Origin of the sequence: Chrysosporum bergii ANA360D (assembly GCF_029891735.1) — a bacterium.
Classification (GTDB): Bacteria; Cyanobacteriota; Cyanobacteriia; order Cyanobacteriales; family Nostocaceae; genus Umezakia; species Umezakia bergii.
The window spans coordinates 1-21,124 of the sequence record NZ_JANQDH010000020.1; the positions used below are offsets into that span (position 1 = coordinate 1).

Below are 21,124 nucleotides of genomic sequence, written 5' to 3' on the forward strand. Positions count from 1 at the left end.
TCAATGGTTAGGTTAGTTTCTAAGGTTGTTTTACCACAGCTTTGGCACTGATATTTGTCTCGTTCAAATACATATTTTCTCACAGAAGGGGGGATGGGAATCCGAGGAGTTTTATTCATAAATTACGATCATCAACCAGAAGATCGCTACTTTCTAAATCTGGTTCTTCGGTACTTTTTATGGAGAACCCAGTTCAAAATCATTGAAAGCCTTATTATGTCGGCATTTCATTGAAAATATTGGGCATAATCGTTTATGAACCTTACCCCGTAAGGGTTTTGTTGTTATCAATCCTCGATTACCATAAAATATACGCAAGAACCAAATATCTTTAACATTTTTATGTCTTGTATGTTCAATTGAGAATGTTACCCCCATTTTATCAAGCACATTTAAAAAGTAAATTTACCCCAAAGGAAATTACAAAGATTTTTGTCATTACCCTTCCTAACGATTGAAAAGATTTGGTTTCCAATAAACGCTTAATATCTCTGATTTTATTAATTTTGCTCCTTCTCTACTAAGTCGGCTTGTTTTAATTCCGTCTCAAGTTGTTGTTCTTCGGTGGTGTTTAGTCTTAAGAAAAATATTCGCTAATCCCAAAATCCAAAATCCAAAATCCAAAATCCAAAATCCAAAATTGATTAATCCAAAATCACAGCCAAATTATTGAGGATTAGTATATTGATTATTTGTCCTAAAATTCGGCAGTTCCACAGATGACAAAGACTTACGCCCTTTAGGGGGACGCTGGGGATAAACCACTGGTGAAGGTGATTGAGTATTTTTGGCATAGTCCTCAGCATAACCTCCCCATGCTACACCAGCAGTAAGGGAGGTTTCCCCATTAGTCTGTCCTCCAGACAAGTTCAAGGACTCTGGAGAATGATTTGTTACTGAAATGGGCGAATCTTCTTCTCCATCTGGTATTTCTAATGGTTGATTATTCTCAAAACTTGTGGTCTTAGTCTCCCCGACGGGTGCTTCAGTTTCATCGCTTTCTACATCATCAATTTTAGCTGGGGGCAAATATGCAGCGGCAGAATCCATATTAAAAAATCTTTGGATCAGGCCATCTAATTGAGAATCTAGTTTTGACGGTTCCACAGAAGCAGTTGATTGTGAGTCTGATGATGGAACAGGCTGAGAATTATCACTGCTGTTTATAGGTGATTCTTGCTCTTCACCACACAAAGGCATAAATTTATTCTCAGGATAATCAACTTGACAGCCGTGGGGTTCTGATTCGGCTGACCAAGGTTTAATCGGTTGTACATCAGGAAACAAAGACCGAGCCTTGCGGGAAAATCTGGTTTCCTGGTTAAGTATATCCTCTGAGCAATTATTAACCCCTGGTGTTTCTAGGCACTTTTCTAAGGCTGCCTTGAATTGTAGGGTTTGGCGTTGCTGTCGCATCAGCCTACTACGTAGCTCTCGACAAGTATTTTCTGATTGCGATGCTTGTTGAGACTGTTCGTTATAGTTAGTTTGCAGCATAGCACATTCTCGCTCCAACTGAGCCAAACGCTGTTGGCTAGTTTGTAGTTGTGCTTTATAAGTTTCAATAAAGTTTTCTTGGCGTTGAACAGTTTGTACAGCTGTTTCTAACTCTTGGAATAGAGACTTAATTTGTTCTTGGGCTGCGGCTAGTTCCTTATTTTGTTGATTTAGCATAGATTCAGCCACACTAGAACGCCTTTTGTGCCACTGCAAAGCCTTTTCTGATTCAGCTAGGTCATCTTTCAGATGTTCCACCTCTTCATACAACTGATTATTTGCCCCACGCAATTCTTGATTTAATGCCAATAGCTGTTTAAATTCACTGTCAACAATTGTTTGTTGTTGGCTGTTAGGTTCCACAACCCAATCTGAGTCGGCTGTGTCTTGTGGTAACTCAGGATTTTGTATTTCTGGTTGTGGTTCTCCAGCAGGTTTAAGACTGGGCAATTGTGTATTTCTCATATTATCAGAAGGCATAATTGAGTAAAATGGACAGCTAGACTGCTCCAGTTGTAGGGAATTATCAGAATTTAGAGTTTCCATTCCAGCCCTGTTGTTTGATGTGTCGGGTTTATTCATCCACTCATTGCTTGGTGGTTTAACATTGGCTGCTCAATTAGCAGGTCAGATCAAGGTCAACACGGTTTAGTTAAAGGAAATTACATCAAAGAATTAAACATCTTGATTTACGGGCTTTTCTCAAATTTTGTTGGCAGTTACCCCTGAACGCTAAAAGATTACTTATGAAAAATTTAAGTAATTTCTCGGTGGGATAGGAGTAGTTATTTTTATTTTAACCATATTGAGAGCAGAGTTGACTCTAAGGGTTAAGTTAGACTGTTGCCAACTGTGAGGGATTAATCATTAGTCCATGCTTCTGTTTTTAGATATAGAACTGATGCAGTTATAACATTAGTTGCTCTTACTCCGTCAACTTTGGCAACTCAGCCTGACTTGAATGCGGGTGTTAACAGTATACAATTTTTATTGCAGATGCGGAGCAAACGGTTCAAGTTTGTAGTCTTTTGGCAATTTAAGGCAACCAACGGGGATGAAATCCTACTAAAGGTAGTTTCTCTGGTTTAATGGTGCTGGTGGAAGCCTCATCAATGGGTAACAAAGGCATTAGCCACAAGCTACTAGTAGCAATCACTTCTCCATCTTCCGTCTTCAGTAGGTTGGCAGATAGGGGGACAGGATCTCTTTGGGGAATTACTTGGTCAAAAAGCAAGCCTAAACCATCGGGTGCTAAACTCATTTGCACATTCCTTTGTTCAATGGGTAGTAACAACAGTGGTTTTTGTTCTCCTGTTTTCAGGTCAATTGCCACTAAATAAGGCTGTTCTACATATTCTTGATCAGATATTAACTGTGTTAACAAGCAATAGAGAGTGGGTGAGGCTGGATCAAATTGGCAGTTGAGAATCGAACCTGTGGTTTTTAACAGGGGTTTCTGCACGCCTTGGTTAGTTACTAAAAACAAATCTCTGGTATAGTCGGTATTAAACTTGACCATAGCCGCTTGGGAGCCATCTTTGGAGAACGACTGCACTAACCCAAATTGTGGGAGAAAATTAAGAGGTTTGCTGGCATCGGTTTGTAGTGGTAAGATAGCTGCCCCTTGACCTTGGGCAACGGCAACAGCTTTACTGTCAGGAGTAATCATAAAGTCACCCCCTGGTTGGCTTTGTAGCCGTTGGGGAGTGGGTTTTTCTGTGGTATTGCTAGGGCTGGGCATAAACCATAGCCCAAAATCGCTGGGATTGTTTCTGTTACCTCGCTGAACTACTATTGTTTTGCCATCTGGGGATAAGTCGAATTTGAGATTTTGATATTGCTTATTGTCTAAAACTAAGTCAACTTTAGCTGCTGGTTGTGCTGGTGTTTCTGGGTCAGATGAAATACCAGTGGTTACTGTATATAACTGAGCCGAGAGTATGTCAGGATTATTGGAGGTACGAGCCGAAAATAAAATCTTTTCACCACCTGGAAAAGGCTTAAAGTCCATCACCACCAGGTCTTTGGGGGTGAGTATATTTTTTTTCTCCTCTGTTAAGTTGTAGAGAACTAATTGACCTTGATTTTCTACATCAGCCCCTATGTACATAATCACGCGATCGCGGGATCTAAAGTTGCCTGTAAATGGCTTGATGACTCGATTTTTATTATTTTTTGCGTCCACGCCTGATAAGCCATCAGTGAATCTATCTATTGCATCTTCCAATCGCAGTTCATAATTAGTTCCATAGGGTGCTGGGGTGAGGAGTGTATAAACCATCCGTCGCCCTGCCCAACTGATTTTACCTGCTAGAGGCGGTTCAATTCTCAAGTTTTCTTCCACACTTTTGGTATTCATGGGGCGACTAAAATTGAGAGTAAAGGAAATGTCCTCTGCTCCGATTTGTTGATTTTGCCAAGTAAATTCTCGGACACGAGGTGCCACCACATCACCTTGAAATATCATGAACCCAATCACCAGACTCAGCAGCAACATTAATGTGATGGCCACCCGGTCTAGTGGTTGAATAAAGGTCTTAGATGTAGCCATTTTTCAGTGTTCAAACAATTTTAGATTTTGGGTTTGGGAATGACCGTTTGTACTGGTGTAGTGACTAATAACTGTAAGGATTGCGGGGTTGGGGGATTTTTTTGATGGAAGTAGCAGCAATGGTCAGGTTACGTTTCCCCCCCAGAGTTTCTGTGATCATTTTTCCTTCTACTTCTAGCCAGGTGTCGGGAGGATAGCGCTCTTGATTTTTGGGTAGTTTAACGGGTAACCCCACTGGATAAGCATCTGCTGCACAGCAAGTCAGGACAAATCGGGCTAGGAAAATATATTCTTTTGCTATGTCTGGTGGGTGAATCACAAATCCTTGAACTTTGGCATCTTGACCTGTATATGAGTCTGGTTCTGGGTAAACGTTCAGTGTCCGCACCCAATCCACCAGAGAGCGTTCTTCTGGGCGAATAGAAGGACTAAAGGACTGGGGTTGTGCGCGTCCGGTGGATAGTAAATCAGTTACACCCAGCTGGATGGCGGTGTCACTAGCAAAAACCCGGGGTGTAATCGTTAAACCCAAAATCGCCACAGTTAATAATAAGGCACTACCCCACCCAGGGGGAAATAAATTCAGATGCTGAATGTTAGATGTATCAACCCGGCGACCTTGCCGCCAAATTGCGCGCATTTTCAACAAACCAATTATTAGTAAAACGATGCCACATCCAATTACCAATGCAAAAAAATTAGGATGAATTAACAGATATAATTTGCCTGTCAGCCAGTATTGCAGCATCAAAACGCCCCAAACTGTCACTGCCAAAGCATCCAGCCAGGAGAAGAAAATATTTTGCAGGGGAATTTTGGTTTTTTTAGCCATTACTAAGTCGTGAGTCAGGGGTGAGTAGATCGGAGTAAACAATCTACTGACCATTTAATAAAGCACAAAGTTCACAGTACATACAAGTTAATGAACAGGGAGAACACAAAGGTCAATTGTGCGGCTAAAGCAAATAAGTAGAATATAGTCTTGGGATGAAACACGGTTAACATCAATCCAACACTTTTAATGTCAACCATGGGGCCAAATACTAAAAATGCTAACAGGGAACCACTACTAAAGGTGGAGGCAAATGACAGAGCAAAGAATGAATCAACTGTGGAACAGATGGATACAACTGCGGCTAATATTAGCATGACCACAATTGAACTGATGTGTCCTGCACCCAAGCTGAGAATTAATTCACGGGGGGCAAATACTTGAACAGAAGCAGCGATCGCACTGCCTAAAATCATCACCCCCCCTAGTTCCCGTAATTCCTGGATGACATTATCTAAAACCAGGGGCAGTTTATCAGCAAATAATTTACCGGAGCTTGCCGCTGGGGAGGCTGGCTGTAATAAGTTAGGATCTAAGCGCTGAGTCAGTCCTGGTTTTCCTCCTAAAATATAAGTGCCCGACTTTAACAGACTGGGTACTGTGTTTGGTGCTTGTCCTGGATTTCTGCCCTGATTTTCTGCCTCTGTTGGTGGGTTGAATTTTAGATAACGGGCGATCGCTGGTTGGACAAGAGGATTTAGGTCTTTTTGAAAACCGAAAACAATCCCAATAATTACAGCAATTAACAGAGAAAATACCACTCGTAAAACTACTATTTCTGGCTGGTCTCGAAAGGCTACCCAAGTTGCCCAAATCACGATCGGGTTAATAGTTGGTGCTGCTAACAAAAAACCAATGGTCACGGCTGTGGGTACTCGCTGCATCAGCAATCGGCGCGCCACCGGCACATTACCGCACTCACACACCGGAAACATAAAGCCAATCAAACTACCTGCTAAGGCACCCAATATAGGATTTTTGGGCATTTTGGCTACTAATTGCCCTTCATCCACAAAAATCAGCAGCACACTGGAGAATAAAACCCCAAATAGCAAAAAGGGCATCGCCTCGACTAGCAAACTCAGAAATATTGTGAAACCATTGTTCAGTTGATTCATGGGTATCGCAGTCAAAAGCGGTTGAATATTTTTAGGATATGTTTAGCCATTTTATCCCAACGGGGATCAAAATCATGTATGGGTAAGGCTAACTTATTTGAACAGGAAGTTAGTATTTTGTTTCTAGTGGCGTTTGAGATATTTCTAAGGTAAGCAAGTTTTATATTGTTGGGATTAGATACGTGTTTTTACTTAAATAGACTGATTGAAAGATTGTTAGATTACCAAAATTATTGGGAGTTTAGGAAAAAAACTATTTAGCTGGATAAATTTTAATTATTTAATGTTTATACTTACTGTAACCTAGTGGCTGTGGATGTGATCTTCCCCTAAATTTCATAAACTGTTCATAGTGTTTAAACATTCGGCGATCGCGGTTGACCGATATTTTCTCTAAATTTTTGTCCATTCTGGCAAAATCCAAGTTTGGGATGGTGGATACTTGAGTTAAGTTTAGAATCCCCTGTGTTTCAACCGGGGGAGATGTCAAAAAACATTAGCAATCCTTACTATTAAGGATTGCTAAAAGCCACAAAAATAGTCACCGAGCTAATTGTTTCTTAAAAATCATCAAGAAACTGACTTAAGCGGCTGATGACGGGATCAACTTCTTCAGGAGGGTTATCAGCATAAGTTGGTACTGCTGATGAATTTGCAGATTGAGTAGCTGGCTGCTCAGTAACCATAGTTGCCAAACCCGCTATTTGTTGGGTAAGTTGCAAAATATGGCGTTCTATCGAATCCAAACGATGAGATTGATTAGCAAATAAACGTTCCTCTAGGTCAGCCACTTGACGTTGCAACTGATCGATTTTTTGTTCAACCGAATCTGTTGCTGCTGTTTTTGGACTAGGTTTTGCAGTTTCCGGTACACACAAAGATTGCCAGAGGGCTTCCTTACAGATGTCGCTAAAAGTTTTGTCAGGTAGTCGCTCTAAATAATTTTCCACAACTGCTAACAAACTTTCATCAGCAACTTCAGGGTTGAACGTGACCGATTTAACTACCTTTTTTGACCATTGGAACATCAGTTTTAAGCCCTACCACCTCGACCGGCAGACAATTGTGCCTCCCCATAAATATACTGCCCTAAAGCGTTAGCTTGGCGAGAAGGTGTAGATAAATGAGCAGTAATTTGAGCTTCTTTGAGTAAACGTTGAACATCTTCCCAGAAGAATTCGCCACCGCCCCCAGTGATAATCACATCTGTGACCCGCTCTGGTAACCAGGCTAACACACGACTACAAATATCTCGAGAAAACATTTCTATGAGGTTGGGTAGAAAATCATCCAGGTTGGTGGGCTTGCTTGCACCTTTAGGACGATAGAACCGTTCTCCTTTGGGTTTGTTAACAGCAGAAATAAGAGCTAAAGATTGACTATCAGCTCCTTCTATTTCTTTGGCTACCATTTCATAGAACTGGCTCATGCCGAAATCTTCACTTTGAGAAAGACCACGAGCAAAACGGAAGTTATCTACCATCAAAAGATCAATGGTTTGATGTCCGATATCCACAACTGCTACTGATATTTTAGTGAAATCGGGAACTCTTCCGCCAGTTTTAGGTTGAGCTTCCGACCAGAGAAGACTGCCATAACCTTCTGGCATGACCCAAACTTTGGTAATATTCAGGGATAAAGGTTCACCTCGGAAGTTCAATACATGAGGTCCGCTTACTTGGCTGATGATTTGAGCTTTTTCTTTTTCAAATTGTTCTACAGAAAGGAAAGGTAGACCCAGTACAACGGAGATTTCGTCTTTGAGTTTGAAATAACCTGCGGTTGCCAAAACTTTTACCAGTGCATCCTCTACTTTAGATTGGCCGACTCCTAAATTCGCGCCAAAGTCTGCTGCTAGCTGACCTACAGCATATCCATAGCCTTGATACTCCAGCCATAAATCCATGAGAGGGTCAGTAGCTCTGGCTTCAAAAACACCCCCTCTAATTTGTTCTATGGACATTTTTTTGACGTTGGCAGGTACAAACTCTACACTGCCTGGTTCCCGACTGATACAGGTTTTGGTAGAAGTTCTGCCTAAATCAACACTGAGAATGGCTTTACCAGTACCAATATTGGGTCTATTAGTTACAGGGTTAGTATTCATTGGGGTAGCTGCTGACACCCTGTTTAGAGGTATGGCTGCGGCATTCATTGGAGTAGCTGCGGAAGGTTGGTCTGTCATGAAAGCTCCTGGTCTTTAGTTAACCATAAAAATTTCTCATGCTCATCTTACAAGCATTTGAGATACTAGAATATCTCAGTTCGTTGACACTCCCCCAGGCTTTAGCCTGGGGATTCCAGCGTCACTAGTGTAGGCTAATTTTGACCAAATGTAACCCCCAATTCCCACTAAAATTTAGTTGGGTTTCAACTGCCGGTTTTCTGTCGCTGACGTTTGATCAACCAGCCAATAAATACTAGTACCAGACTGCCAATCACAATTTTAGAGACAGGGGCGAGGTACTTTTCCACAAGTTGATACTGACTACCCAAAACGTATCCCAAGTATGTGAGGAAACCCACCCAGGCAGCGCTACCCAGAGTTGTATAAAATAAAAATGGTAGCAAGTGCATATTACTCATCCCTGCTGGAACAGAAATCAAAGTACGGACTCCCGGTACTAGGCGACCGATGAATACCGCTTTATTACCTTGCTTGTCAAACCAGTGTTTAGCCCTAGTGATATCCTGTCCGGATATGGTCAACCATTTGCCATACTTGTTGGCTAAATTTATCAACCGCTTTTCACTCAAAAACTTACCTGGGTAGTACCACACCAGCGCACCGGCTACAGAACCTAAAAGTCCTGCCAAAAATACGCCCAGGATATTGATTTTTTCCGGAGTCGCCCTAGCCGTAAATCCTGCTAGTGGCATAATCAATTCCGAGGGAATGGGGGGAAATATGTTTTCTATGAACATCATAAGAGCGATTCCCCAGTAGCCCAAAGTGTTAATAATATTAATTATCCATTCGAGCATTACATTTATTCCTAAAATTCTCGCGCCGGTTTCGTAACTAACTTTAGCTTAACTATCTCATGGGAAAACGACTAGGCACAGGGGAATAGGAGGTAATAAAATAGAATTGCCCCCATTCCCCTGTCTTCTGTTTTAAACTGTTGGGGTTAATGATTGCACTCGCGATTGAGATTGCCAATCTAATGGATTTAACACCGGATCTTCCAATGCCATTTGCTCAATTAAGCTTGCCAATCTCAGGGCTTTGAGTGCTTGTTCACCACCTACTGAGGGTTGATTACCACCATGTACGCAATTGACAAAATGCTCCAATTCTGCGCTCAGGGGCTGGATGTTGGTGGTGTAAACTTTCTCAATCAAACCATCCTGTCTGTAAAGCACTTGTCGATGGTCAGTTAGAGTGTTGTGATTTGTTTGTCGGTGAATTAAGATTTCATTTTTGAGAAAATCTGCTTCTGTAAATGAGTTTTTGCAATGAGCTACAATCCGGCGTATTTTCCGGTGAGTGACTTTGCTAGCAGTTAAGGTGGCAACAAGACCATTGGCAAAGCCCAAGGTAGCTGTGACGTAATCTAGGTAACCAGAATCTAAAGAACGAGTACCGCTAGCGGTTAATTTTACTACTGGAGAAGCTGCTAGTTCCAATAGCAGGTCAATGTCGTGGATCATTAAGTCCAGCACTACCGAAACATCATTAGCCCGGTCTGAGTAAGGACTCATGCGATGAGCTTCTAGGGCTAGCAATTCTTCTGTTTTGAGAACTTTACTCAGTTCTTTAAAGGCTGGATTGAAACGTTCAATATGACCCACTTGCAGAATGCACTGAGAATCAGCCGCAGCATTTACTAGGGATTCTGCCTCGGAAATGCTGGCAGCAATTGGCTTTTCAATTAAAACATGAATTCCGGCTAACAAACAGTTAATACCAACTGCGTAATGCAATCGGGTAGGTACTGCAATACAAACTGCTTCTACGTGGGGTAGCAAGTCACAGTAATCTTCAAAAAAATGTCCCTTGTATTTACTAGCTGTTTCTAAGCCTCGTTCAACGTTAATATCTGACACACCAACTAGCTCAACATCTTTCATTGAACTCAGTATACGAGCATGATGCTGTCCCATGTTACCTACCCCAATTACGCCTATGCGAATTGGTCTTGGCTGATTGCGCTGTGTATATGAATTTGGTTCTGCCACTGACATGCTATTTTGCACTATTATTCTCTCCTCAACCACCAAATTTAGAGCGGGTATAGCTGTTAGTATTTATACTTAAGAGCTAGTTATGCTCTGTCTCAAACCATCAAGATGGTAACATAGAGGTTACATTTATCAAGAATTTTAAAGTTTGTAATCAGTTCCCGAAATTTAGCTTTTTTTGCATATTCGGTGGTAAATTGATCAATACTTTGTTATTTGCCGGGAATTTGATGTGTCCTTCTGTGGTTAAACTTCAAAAGCGGATAAAATGTCAGTAATAACTCATAAAAACCTGTGAAATGTTAATGATGGGGATCAAGATTTAACTAGACATTGATAAATAATCTGGTTTTGTAAGCAAGAATACAGAAATTTGAAAACATTGCCCGGCGGTATGGAAATGAAAAAAGGATATATTGGAAATTGTAACTACTCAAACACTTCCATATTTTTGCACGGTTCGGCTGATATAGTGAACTTTGGCAAAATGAGGTGCATCCATAGCAAGTAGGATGCTGGCACTACAAGAGGATCATTTACATTTGTGTCTCACGTGTTTAAGAAATTCTACAAGCTGTGCGGAAATTCCTAAAGTTGAAACTAAGATGAAAGCTGTAATTTTATTGTCTGGAGGATTGGATTCTTCCACGGTTTTGTATCAAGCCAAGGCTGATGGTTATGAATGTTACCCGATTTCTTTTGACTACCAGCAGCGACATCGGCGAGAGTTACACTCAGCTTTTCTGGTGGCGGAAAAAGCAGGGGTAGTTAAACATCAGGTTGTTAATTTTGACCTACGAAAATGGGGGGGTTCGGCACTGACAGACGACACAATTAATTTACCCCAAGAGCGATCGCTGGAGCAAATGTCGGTAAATATTCCAGTTACCTACGTACCTGCACGTAATACAATTTTTTTAAGTCTTGCCCTTGGCTATGGGGAGGCCATCGCAGCTGAACGGGTCTATATTGGTGTTAATGCCCTGGATTACTCCGGATATCCTGATTGCCGTCCTGACTATATCCAGGCGATGCAGAACGTCTTTCAGTTAGGAACCAAACAAGGACGTGAGGGGAACCCGATTAAAATTGCAGCCCCTTTGATTGATTTAAAAAAAAGTGAAATTATTGAACTTGGCAACCAATTGGGAGTTCCTTGGGAGTTAACTTGGTCTTGCTATGCAGGTAATGATGTTGCTTGCGGGGTTTGTGATTCCTGTCGTTTAAGGTTAGCAGGTTTTGCCGAGTTGGGGTTGAAAGATCCCTTGCCTTATGCTTAGGGAAAAATTCAGATTATTTGGCTTCTAAGCGTCGTACTTGAATTTGATGCAGGCGTGGACCCACTGCTGACACCACGGTAAATTCCAAATTCTCATAGTAAAAGGTTTCATCTTTGACGGGTATTTTCTGTAATTGATATAGGACAAAACCACCTAGGGTTTGATATTGTTTTCCTAGGGGTAAGTTGAGATGTAAAACTTGGTTGAGGTCTTCAAGGTTAATCTGGGCTTGCACCAAAAATGTTTGGTCATCTAACATTTCCACTAGCAAGTCATCAATATTGTCAGGTTCGCGAGCATTACCAATAATTTCCGCTATTACATCTTGGATGGTCACTAATCCCACAGTACCACCAAACTCATTGACAACTATGACCATGGCTGGCTTTTCTTGCTGCATCATGGGTAATAGTTCACTCAGGGGGGTTTGTTCAGGTACAAATCGGGCTTGGCGCATCCAAGGTTGGATGTTTGCTTCTGGTGTCAGAATCCCCATTGCCAATGGTTGTGCCAAATCCCTAAAATAAACCACGCCGCGAATATCATCTAAGGATTCCCCTATGATGGGATAACGGGAGTGACCAGTAGATATCATTTGCTGAAGTAAAATCTGGAAGGTGGCATCTTTTGACAGGGCGACAATACCAGTCCTAGGTATCATGACATCTTCGGCTGTAACTTCGCCAAACTCAAAGATATTATTGAGCAATTCCCGCTCTGAACGCTCTAAACCGGTTGATTCCCGTTCCGTGGAGATGATCAGCTGCAATTCTTCTGGAGTAACAGGCGATCGCCAACTTTGTCCGGTGTATTCAATCCCAAAAAGCCGCAATAAAAATCGGGTGGATTGGTTGAGAATCCAGATCAAGGGGTTAAAGATGCGGACTATTGCTTTGACTGAGGGTCCCAAAATTCTGGACATTTCCTCAGAGTACAACATAGCCACTGATTTAGGACATAGTTCACCTAAAACAATTTGCAGATAAGCTATCAAAAAGAACGCTATGGGAATTGATAGGGAATGAGCCAGAAAATTACTCATTTCTAAGGGTAACCGCCAAGACTGTAGCCATGACTTCACCAGGACGACAATTGAACTTTCGCCAATCCATCCCAAGGCTAAACTAGAAAGGGTAATACCTAACTGTGTTGTGGATAATAATCTTTCAATGCTACGTTGTAGACCCTCAACTGCCATGGCGGGAATATCACCAGCCTTGACCAGCTGATGAATGCGCGATCGCCGTACTGTCACCATTGAAAATTCTGCTGTCACAAAAAAAGCGTTGATGGCGATCAACAAGAGTACTGTTAACAATCTCAGCCCGACTTCTGTGGAATTTAAGTTATAAAAAGCATTCACCTCGGATTAAGTATGACAATTTTGGTATCGGTTTTTGGGTGTTGGGTATGAGTAATAGCGAATTTTACCCAAGTGAGGTACATCCTGAGAGAGAACGAATCGCACTTATCATTTACATTTGTATCTCACGTGTTTAAGAAATGCTATGTTCTTCCCCAGTTTCCATTCCCCAACTCCCCAACTCAATTACCTTTCTACTGGAACATCTAACACATCTAGCTTCAGTTTTTGAGCAGGATAGTCTGTTAAAGATAGAGATATTTTATTCACGTCATCCAGTAAGGCGGTAGGAATAATCACCGTACCTGAAACAGTAGGACTGTTGGGTGGTAATTCTGGCGGTAAACCCTCAGTGCTGGCACTCAGTATTCTTCCCTTGTCGTCGCTAACATCCAAAAAGGTGTACAAAAAGCGCACAGTATCACTCCCTTCATTTTTCATGTTTACCCTCATGAGTAAATCGCCCCCAGAGTAGCGGACTGATTGCACAGCAAAGGTTACACCCTCACTTTCAGCAGTAATAGGAAATCCTGGTTGGAGTTTTTCTGTAACCACTGCTGGGGGTTTTTCCTTGGGCTTTTCCTTAGTGCTGGTGGTTTCTTCTTGATCTTTTTTTAAGTTTTCGGATTTAGCAGCCTTGGTTTTACCTTCAATTCGAGCCTTGACAATTTTCAGGATTTCATCCTCTTTTAAGAATGTCACCCCCAACGGTTGAGGGTTATTGCTCTTACTACCAGGGAATTTGGTCTTGGGGCGGCCATCTGGTGTTGTGACACCCTTGAGTGCTGAAGTCCCCATTTCAAAACCTAAAAACGCACTTACAGAACCTGCGCCCAGCATCAGGATTAACAACATTAAAGTTAGAAGTACAGTGGAATTTATTTTCATTGCTGACAAGCTATTGCGGAAAAATGCTGCCCTATTTTAAGCGTATTCAAGATTAAAAGTATTAAAGCTATGTTTCTCAATCCTTAAGGGAACTGAATTAATACTAGTTTGCACTATTTCCGAGACAAGATGTAACATAAATGTTGGGTAAAGTTTCGATAAATTATTGTTGACTGTAGACAAATATTAAAATTACGCTATAATTGTTTTAGTCCAGGGTTGGCCGAGCGGTTGAGGCAGCGAACTCATAATTCGCCCTAGGCAGGTTCAACTCCTGCACCCTGGATTTTATTATTGTTGAGTAGAGACTCGATTAATCGTGTCCCTACAAGAGACTTTAGAGTTCGTTTAGCGTTTTGTGATGGGTTCAAATCGGAACTCAGTCCCAACTCTTAGGTTGTTGACATTATAGCGAGGGGACATCAGCAAAGATGTGTCATAAGGACTGGGTAAGTCGGGAGTGCGGAGATAAGGGTCATTGCTTACTTGCTGTTGAAAAACATCACGATAGAGGGTGTTAACCAATCCACCATCCCGGGTAATTTCATTTTCTGGGAAGGAATTACTTACCAGTGAACCTGAACCCACGAGAGAATCTAGCTGACGCTTGGGGGTGCTATTTTCGTAGAAATTACGATTGTGTCTAAAGAAAGCTCGCTCAAAGGCATCATTTGTGGTTTCATAATTTGGTGTTTCTGTCTGAGCGACCACAACAGAAGGAAAGGCTACACCAGCAACTACCAAGGCTAATAAACCACCAAAGGTTTGAAATTTAAATTTTATACTCATCTTGTTTACTCCTCAATGTTTGAACAAATCTTAACTTATGCTTAATTTCAGAACTTTGATCAGTTCAACCTTTGGTGTAACACAAATTTGTTTGTTTTGTAATGACCTATACTACTGAAACCTCCGGCCAATTAGATATTTGTGCAGCAACTGCTGATTTAACCACCCTACGCCAGAAGCTATTAGATTTATTTTGCCAAGGGGCTTATCAAGAAGGTGATTTTGTCCTTTCTTCTGGACAAAGCAGTTCTTACTACATTAATGGTAAGCAGGTAACACTACACCCCCAAGGGGCTTTAGCAATTGGTCGCATTCTTTTATCCTTGTTACCCTTAGATACTCAAGCTGTAGCCGGTTTAACATTGGGTGCTGACCCCATTGTTTCTGCTGTCAGCGTGGTTTCTGCCTATGAAAATCGTCCCATACCCGGGCTGATTATTCGTAAAGAAGCTAAAGGTCATGGAACAAGGGCTTATATTGAAGGGCCTAATTTACCGACTGGTACAAAAGTGATTGTTTTGGAAGATGTGGTCACTACTGGGAAATCAGCTATGAAAGCCGTTGAGCGTCTGCGGGATGCTGGTTATACTGTGGATATGGTAATTTCACTTGTAGACAGACTACAAGGGGGCACAGAGTTTTATCAGTCTGTGGGTTTGAAGTTTCAATCAGTGTTCACAATTACTGATATTCAACAACGGTATCAAGAATTAGGTAATTAAAATTCATCGTTACTGGGTTAAACCCAGTAACGATATTTAACAAAAATTAACTTAACCCTGAGTAACCGGCTCCTTAGCCAAAAACTTCTCAAGTTCAGTCAAAGCATCAGCATCAACCTTAGTCTGCATCGGACAGAACTTAGGACCACACATGGAACAAAACTCAGCAGTTTTATAAATATCTGCTGGTAAAGTTTCATCGTGATATTCTCTAGCTCTTTCTGGGTCTAAGGCTAACTCAAATTGACGATTCCAATCAAAGTTATAACGAGCCTTGGAAAGTTCATCATCTCTGTCCCTAGCACCGGGGCGATGTCTGGCAATATCCGCAGCATGAGCCGCTATTTTATAAGCAATTAAACCATTCCGCACATCTTCAGCATTCGGTAAACCCAAATGTTCTTTAGGCGTGACGTAACACAGCATTGCTGTACCGTACCAGCCAGCCATTGCTGCCCCAATTGCTGAGGTAATGTGGTCGTAACCAGGAGCAATATCTGTTACCAATGGACCTAATACATAGAAAGGTGCTTCTGAACACTCTTCCATTTGCTTACGGACATTGAACTCAATTTGATCCATTGGTACGTGTCCTGGACCTTCTACCATCACTTGTACATCATCTTCCCAGGCTTTGCGGGTTAACTGTCCGAGGGTTTTCAGTTCTGCTAATTGTGCAGCATCTGAGGCATCATGAGTACAACCAGGACGCAGGGAATCCCCCAAGCTGAAGGAAACATCGTATTTTTTAAAAATCTCGATGATATCTTGGAAGTGGGTATATAAGGGGTTTTGCTTATGGTGATGTAGCATCCAACGAGCTAAAATACCGCCTCCACGGGAAACAATACCAGTGATGCGGTTTCGCACTAAGGGTAAATGTTCAATTAAAATGCCGGCGTGGATGGTTTGATAGTCTACACCTTGTTGGGCGTGTTTTTCAATGATGTGAAGAAAGTCGTCAGCAGTGAGATGTTCAATTTTGCCGTGGACACTTTCTAAAGCTTGGTAAACTGGTACTGTACCAATGGGAACAGGTGAAGCATTGATGATGGCGGTGCGAATTTGATCTAAATTACCCCCTCCTGTGGACAAGTCCATCACGGTATCAGCACCATATTTCACCGCCAGATTTAACTTATCCACTTCTTCTTGAAGATTAGAAGAGTTGGGAGAAGCGCCAATATTAGCATTAACTTTACATTTAGAAGCAATGCCAATGCACATCGGTTCTAGGTTGGTGTGATTAATATTAGCAGGGATAATCATTCTTCCCCGCGCCACTTCTTCCCGAATGAGATCAGCAGGTAGATTTTCCCGCTTGGCGACGTAGTGCATTTCTTCAGTAACAACACCCCGGCGGGCATAGTGCATTTGAGTTACATTACTCTCACCACGACGCTTGGCAACCCATTCTGTCCGCATATTGAATTCCTCGATAAACAGCTTCCCTCCGCTGGTATTAACCAGACTCAGGTGTTAAGGGTGTGATCTCAGCCTGATTTTTTCAGGCACCCCTAGCATGAATGAAATTGTACCATCTTGATTACCAATACAGGCGGGCGTGTTCACAATTCACCAGGTGATTTTTTGGGGGTGGGTGTCGTCTGTCTCTGGGAATGTTTGTCAATGATTAAAATGGAGTTATGGGCAATGAGTGATAACTAATGGCTAACCATTACCGCTATATTATTTTTTATAAACCTTATGGAGTTCTGAGCCAGTTTACCCAGGAAACTTCTAAACATAGTACCTTAAAGGAGTATATCCCAGTTCCCGATGTTTATCCTGTGGGGCGTTTGGACTGGGACAGCGAGGGTTTATTGTTATTGACCAATGATGGACAATTGCAACATCGCCTTGCTCACCCTCGTTTTGGACATGAACGCACTTACTGGGTGCAAGTGGAGGGTGTTCCCGATGCAGATGCTATCAAAAATTTACAAACTGGTGTGAAAATTCAAGGTTACTGCACTCAACCAGCCCAGGTACGATTGTTTGTACAGCCGCCTCCTCTCCCTGAACGCAATCCGCCCATTAGAGTTCGTAAAAGTATCCCTACCTCTTGGCTAGAAATGACTTTGACGGAGGGAAAAAATCGTCAAGTGCGGCGAATGACTGCGGCGGTGGGATTTCCTACTTTGCGATTGGTCAGGGTCAGTATAGCCCGTCTGAGTTTAAATGGTTTACATCTGGGTGAGTGGCGGGATCTCATACCATCAGAACTGAAGTTTTTGCATAATTTGCCCAAAAACTACAAAAAATGTATCAGCATCCAAGGCTATTAGAGTGACTATAAGCAGCGATTAAACGGAAATGAAGGAAGTTCCACTATGCTGATTTGCCCTCAGTGTGCATTTGAAAACCCCAACACTAATAAATTTTGTCAAAGCTGTGGTGCTTCCCTGACTCATCAGGTTTGTCCTCAGTGCAGTACCGAAGTACCTTTGAACGCCCAACTCTGTCATCACTGTGGGGCGAAATGCGGAAAAGTTTGGCAGGCAATTATTGTTAAGTCTGAGAATGGGGACTGGGGAACGAAGGCTGGGGAAGCAAGAGAACACAGCACTGGAGGACAAGATGATCCAAAAGACTCCTCTCAAACCCCTATTTCTTTATTAGACCTGAAACCAGGTTCTTTTTTAGACCAAGAACAGCGTTATCAACTTTTAGAACCCCTATCCCCCCTAGAGGAAAATATGTCTGGGGCTGAAATGTGGGTGAAAGTGCTGGATTGTCAGCCGTATCAAATATCGCCCATTGAAGCTATGGTAGCTAATCAGCAACAGCATTTACTGTTGCCAGCAGTGGAAATGAGGGGAATTTCTCCCCTGGCTCATGCTTATATTGTCTTGCAATACCAAACTCACCCAGGCATACCAGCAATTCATGATGCTTGGCAACAATATGATACTCATGTGCTACTGGTGGAAGATCGTTCAAATTGGCAGTGTTTACTTGAGTTCTGGCAAGTTGAAACAACATCTACACTACAAATTTTACATATAATGTGTGAGATGACAGAACTGTGGTCTGTATTAGAAACGGTTAATTGTCGTCAAAGTTTGTTGGATTTATGGAATCTGCGCTTGGATAAAGACCAAAGATTGGCGCTACAACGCTTATATGTAGAATCAGTGAATGAAGAGCCGGGTATGGCATTATCCCCAGGGGAAAAAGCAGCAACAATCCCTGGAAAGGTTTTAACTATCCAAGCCTTGGCGCAAGTTTGGCACTCACTATTTACACAGTCCCAACGCACTCAATTTAGTTCTATAATCCGAGTGTGGCAAGATTTGAGGTTGGGTAAAATTCAAACGGTGCAGGAGTTGCGATCGCGTTTACAAGAAATCATTGCTGAACTAGAAGCACCGGGGATGACAATTGCTCATACCGGGGCAGAAAAAAACACTGCTGCACCGACGATTATACAATTGCAGAATTTAGAAGATATCAAGGCCGAGGATTTGCCAACTGTTTTACGGTCAATGCAGTTGAGTAGTTTGGAAGATGCCGGACTTACTGATGTTGGTCTTCAACGCCATCACAATGAAGATTACTTTGGTATTGATACCAAAATCTACAAGCGGGAGTTACCCCATAAACAAGTGGTGGAAGCGCGTGGTTTGTATGTTCTCTGTGATGGTATGGGTGGTCATGCGGGGGGTGAGGTAGCCAGCGAGTTGGCTGTTAATACTCTCAGGCAATATTTTGAGGAACATTGGATTGGTGACCAAATGCCCACAGAAGACATGATTAATGAGGCAGTACGTTCAGCCAATCAAGCAATTTATGAACTAAATCAACAAGAAGCCCGTTCTGGCACGAAGCGCATGGGTACTACTTTGGTTATGCTGTTAATTCAAGGTAGTAAAGCAGCAGTGGCTCATGTGGGAGATAGTCGCCTTTATCGTCTCACACACAAAAGGGGATTGGAACAAATTACCGTAGATCACGAAGTGGGTCAACGAGAAATTGCGCGAGGAGTGCAGGCTAATATAGCTTATGCTCGTCCAGATGCCTACCAGTTAACTCAAGCTTTGGGTCCTCGTGATCAAAACTCAGTTTATCCTGATGTGGAATTTTTGGATATTACAGAAGATAGTCTTTTTATCCTGGTATCGGATGGTTTATCAGATAATGATCTACTAGAAAGTCATGGGCATAATCATCTTATTCCCCTGTTGAGTTGTGGTGGTAGTTTGGAACAGGCACTTACAGAATTAATTGATTTGGCTAACCAACACAATGGCCATGACAATATTACTGCTATACTTGTCCGGGCTAAACTCTGACCCCATAATTGAGAGTTAAAATACATGGGGGGTGGAAAATAGTCGATTATTTCCCCATCTCTAATTCTCAAACCTAGTTTTTTTCAGTTGATGTAGGTTTTATTGTGGTTATTCTGACTCTGTTGGAACCGCAACAAAAAAGGCCACTCCAGCAGTGGTGCTTTGAAAATTCTTCCGTGATTCGCATTGGTCGAGCGGTGGATAATGATGTGGTTTTATCTGATAGTTTGGTTTCGCGGCATCATTTGGAACTGAGACAAGTTAATCTTGCCAACCATAAAAATGCTGGTTTTTGGCAGATGGTCAGTAAAGGCAGTAATGGCACTTTTTTGGATGGTGTGTTGGTGCTTCAGTGCGATTTGCCCAACAATTCGTTGCTGCAACTGGCACAGGGAGGACCAATATTAAGATTCCAATTCCAAGAGACACCTGGTACTGCACAAAACACTGGGGGTAATTTAGCTTACAGTTGCAATCACGAAGGTAATTCGCCTAATAATCTATTTTGTATTCATTGCGGTCAACCTATTTCAGTTCAACAGCAAATTCGCCAATATCAGGTGTTGCGAACTCTAGGACAAGGGGGTATGGGTACCACTTTTTTGGCTTGGAATACCGCCAGTGCAATGGAACGAAAACCACAATTGTTAGTTTTAAAACAAATGAATGCTGATATGGCTAAAATTGCCAAAGCGCAGGAATTATTTGAACGAGAGGCGCATACTCTCAAGTCCCTTGACCATGAGGGGATTCCCGATTATTACGACTTTTTTGTGGTGGGGGCAAAAAAATACTTGGCTATGGAATTAGTTCATGGACAGGATTTAGAAAAAAAAGTCTACGCCACTGGTCCTGTTACCCCCGGACAGGCCGTCGCGTGGATGATTCAAACCTGCCAGATATTAGAGTATCTCCATAGCCAAAATCCACCACTGATACATCGTGATATCAAACCCGCCAACCTGATGGTGCGAAATTCTAATAATCGTATAGTGGTGTTGGATTTTGGGGCTGTAAAGGAGATTGGTACTACACCAGGCACTCGTATTGGCGCTGAGGGTTACTGCGCCCCGGAACAAGAACGGGGAAAACCCTTAACTCAATCTGATTTGTATGCCATCGGTCCAACTCTAATTTTTCTGCTCACAGGTGAGAATCCCTTTCAGTTTTATCGTTACCGGGGACAGGGTTCCCAGTTTGATGTGGCTAAGATTCCCACCATTAGTCCTCAACTTAGAGACATCATTGAACGGGTCACGCAGCATTTGCCACGCGATCGCTATCAAAGTGCCAAAGAACTAGCTACGGCATTAGCTGATTGCCAAGTTTAGGGGGTGGGGAGTAGTGATTGTGAAAAATACCTACTCTTCATCCCAGGCCTCTACGGCCAACAAATCGCCAATTGGATCTTGCATACTAAAGCCAAAGTCTTGCAGTTCCTGTTTCCAGTGCTGCCATTCATTGCCATAGAGTAGGGCAATTTTCCAAATGCTGTCGCTTGGTTTGATAATATTAGATTCGATGAGTGATTGCACTTTACGCTGCAATTTCACCATTGGGTGAATCACTTGCTGAGTCATAGCCTCGATTCAATTCAGATTTTG

The 21,124-nt window shown here is 42.2% G+C and carries 19 protein-coding genes, 1 tRNA gene and 1 riboswitch; of the genes, 6 read left to right on the top strand and 14 right to left on the bottom strand.

Translation table 11 applies throughout. The annotated features are described in order from the left end of the window. The 9 genes from NWP17_RS02965 to NWP17_RS03005 form a co-directional block, all read right to left on the bottom strand. Positions 1–119: HNH endonuclease (locus NWP17_RS02965; protein WP_425332634.1), on the bottom strand; the 119-nt coding region annotated here is incomplete at its 3' end. 547 nt (positions 120–666) lie between these two features. Next, a complete protein-coding gene (locus NWP17_RS02970) occupies positions 667–2,079 on the bottom strand; it encodes a hypothetical protein (RefSeq protein ID WP_280653422.1) in 1,413 nt (470 codons plus the stop codon). A gap of 454 nt (positions 2,080–2,533) precedes the next feature. Further along, positions 2,534–4,048, bottom strand: a complete 1,515-nt coding sequence (locus NWP17_RS02975) for an Ig-like domain-containing protein (protein WP_280653423.1) — start codon at positions 4,046–4,048, stop codon at positions 2,534–2,536. A 64-nt stretch (positions 4,049–4,112) separates the two neighbouring features. Beyond that, positions 4,113–4,880, bottom strand: coding sequence for a TIGR03943 family putative permease subunit (locus tag NWP17_RS02980; protein WP_280653424.1), 768 nt, complete (start codon positions 4,878–4,880; stop codon positions 4,113–4,115). Positions 4,881–4,951: 71 nt separating this feature from the next. Then, positions 4,952–5,998: a permease gene (locus NWP17_RS02985; protein ID WP_280653425.1), complete on the bottom strand. Its 1,047-nt coding sequence runs from the start codon at positions 5,996–5,998 to the stop codon at positions 4,952–4,954. 560 nt (positions 5,999–6,558) lie between these two features. Further along, the gene (fcmC, locus tag NWP17_RS02990; RefSeq protein ID WP_280653426.1) at positions 6,559–7,026 is read right to left on the bottom strand and encodes a filament morphology membrane protein FcmC; all 468 of its coding nucleotides are present in this window, start codon (positions 7,024–7,026) and stop codon (positions 6,559–6,561) included. Positions 7,027–7,031: 5 nt separating this feature from the next. Further along, a complete protein-coding gene (gene fcmB, locus NWP17_RS02995) occupies positions 7,032–8,183 on the bottom strand; it encodes a filament morphology actin-like protein FcmB (protein WP_280653427.1) in 1,152 nt (383 codons plus the stop codon). Positions 8,184–8,368: 185 nt separating this feature from the next. Then, positions 8,369–8,983 carry a DedA family protein gene (locus NWP17_RS03000; RefSeq protein WP_280653428.1) on the bottom strand — a complete coding sequence of 205 codons (615 nt, stop codon included), beginning with the start codon at positions 8,981–8,983 and terminating at the stop codon, positions 8,369–8,371. 132 nt (positions 8,984–9,115) lie between these two features. Next, positions 9,116–10,198, bottom strand: coding sequence for a Gfo/Idh/MocA family oxidoreductase (locus tag NWP17_RS03005; protein ID WP_280653429.1), 1,083 nt, complete (start codon positions 10,196–10,198; stop codon positions 9,116–9,118). 590 nt (positions 10,199–10,788) lie between these two features. On the opposite strand from NWP17_RS03005, the gene queC reads away from it, so the two are divergent. Then, entirely contained in the window at positions 10,789–11,463 is a 675-nt protein-coding gene (gene queC, locus NWP17_RS03010) for a 7-cyano-7-deazaguanine synthase QueC (RefSeq protein ID WP_280653430.1), read from the top strand. Between the two features lie 13 nt (positions 11,464–11,476). On the opposite strand, the gene NWP17_RS03015 is transcribed toward queC, so the two are convergent. Both NWP17_RS03015 and NWP17_RS03020 read right to left on the bottom strand, forming a co-directional pair. Beyond that, positions 11,477–12,826 (bottom strand): hemolysin family protein, encoded by a 1,350-nt coding sequence (locus NWP17_RS03015; RefSeq protein ID WP_280653431.1) that lies wholly within the window; start codon positions 12,824–12,826, stop codon positions 11,477–11,479. A 186-nt stretch (positions 12,827–13,012) separates the two neighbouring features. Then, complete coding sequence (locus tag NWP17_RS03020) at positions 13,013–13,714, bottom strand: hypothetical protein (protein ID WP_280653432.1); 702 nt, start codon at positions 13,712–13,714, stop codon at positions 13,013–13,015. 213 nt (positions 13,715–13,927) lie between these two features. Between NWP17_RS03020 and NWP17_RS03025 the strand changes: the two genes are divergently transcribed. Continuing rightward, positions 13,928–14,000: transfer RNA gene (locus tag NWP17_RS03025), tRNA-Ile, on the top strand. Between the two features lie 62 nt (positions 14,001–14,062). Here the strand turns inward: NWP17_RS03025 and NWP17_RS03030 are convergent. Further along, a complete protein-coding gene (locus NWP17_RS03030) occupies positions 14,063–14,503 on the bottom strand; it encodes a hypothetical protein (RefSeq protein WP_280653433.1) in 441 nt (146 codons plus the stop codon). Positions 14,504–14,604: 101 nt separating this feature from the next. On the opposite strand from NWP17_RS03030, the gene pyrE reads away from it, so the two are divergent. Next, entirely contained in the window at positions 14,605–15,225 is a 621-nt protein-coding gene (gene pyrE, locus NWP17_RS03035) for an orotate phosphoribosyltransferase (RefSeq protein WP_280653434.1), read from the top strand. A 51-nt stretch (positions 15,226–15,276) separates the two neighbouring features. Here the strand turns inward: pyrE and thiC are convergent, their stop codons facing one another. Further along, a complete protein-coding gene (gene thiC / locus NWP17_RS03040) occupies positions 15,277–16,650 on the bottom strand; it encodes a phosphomethylpyrimidine synthase (protein ID WP_280653435.1) in 1,374 nt (457 codons plus the stop codon). Between the two features lie 6 nt (positions 16,651–16,656). Continuing rightward, positions 16,657–16,754, bottom strand: a riboswitch (TPP riboswitch). A gap of 138 nt (positions 16,755–16,892) precedes the next feature. Here thiC and NWP17_RS03045 point away from each other — a divergent pair. The 3 genes from NWP17_RS03045 to NWP17_RS03055 all read left to right on the top strand — a co-directional run bounded on the left by NWP17_RS03045 (position 16,893) and on the right by NWP17_RS03055 (position 20,851). Beyond that, positions 16,893–17,513: a pseudouridine synthase gene (locus NWP17_RS03045; protein WP_280653436.1), complete on the top strand. Its 621-nt coding sequence runs from the start codon at positions 16,893–16,895 to the stop codon at positions 17,511–17,513. 45 nt (positions 17,514–17,558) lie between these two features. After that, positions 17,559–19,520: a serine/threonine phosphatase gene (locus NWP17_RS03050; protein ID WP_280653437.1), complete on the top strand. Its 1,962-nt coding sequence runs from the start codon at positions 17,559–17,561 to the stop codon at positions 19,518–19,520. Positions 19,521–19,624: 104 nt separating this feature from the next. Continuing rightward, entirely contained in the window at positions 19,625–20,851 is a 1,227-nt protein-coding gene (locus NWP17_RS03055; protein ID WP_280653438.1) for a protein kinase domain-containing protein, read from the top strand. A 30-nt stretch (positions 20,852–20,881) separates the two neighbouring features. Here the strand turns inward: NWP17_RS03055 and NWP17_RS03060 are convergent, their stop codons facing one another. Further along, positions 20,882–21,100 (bottom strand): DUF4327 family protein, encoded by a 219-nt coding sequence (locus tag NWP17_RS03060; RefSeq protein ID WP_280653439.1) that lies wholly within the window; start codon positions 21,098–21,100, stop codon positions 20,882–20,884. Positions 21,101–21,124: the final 24 nt, after the last annotated feature.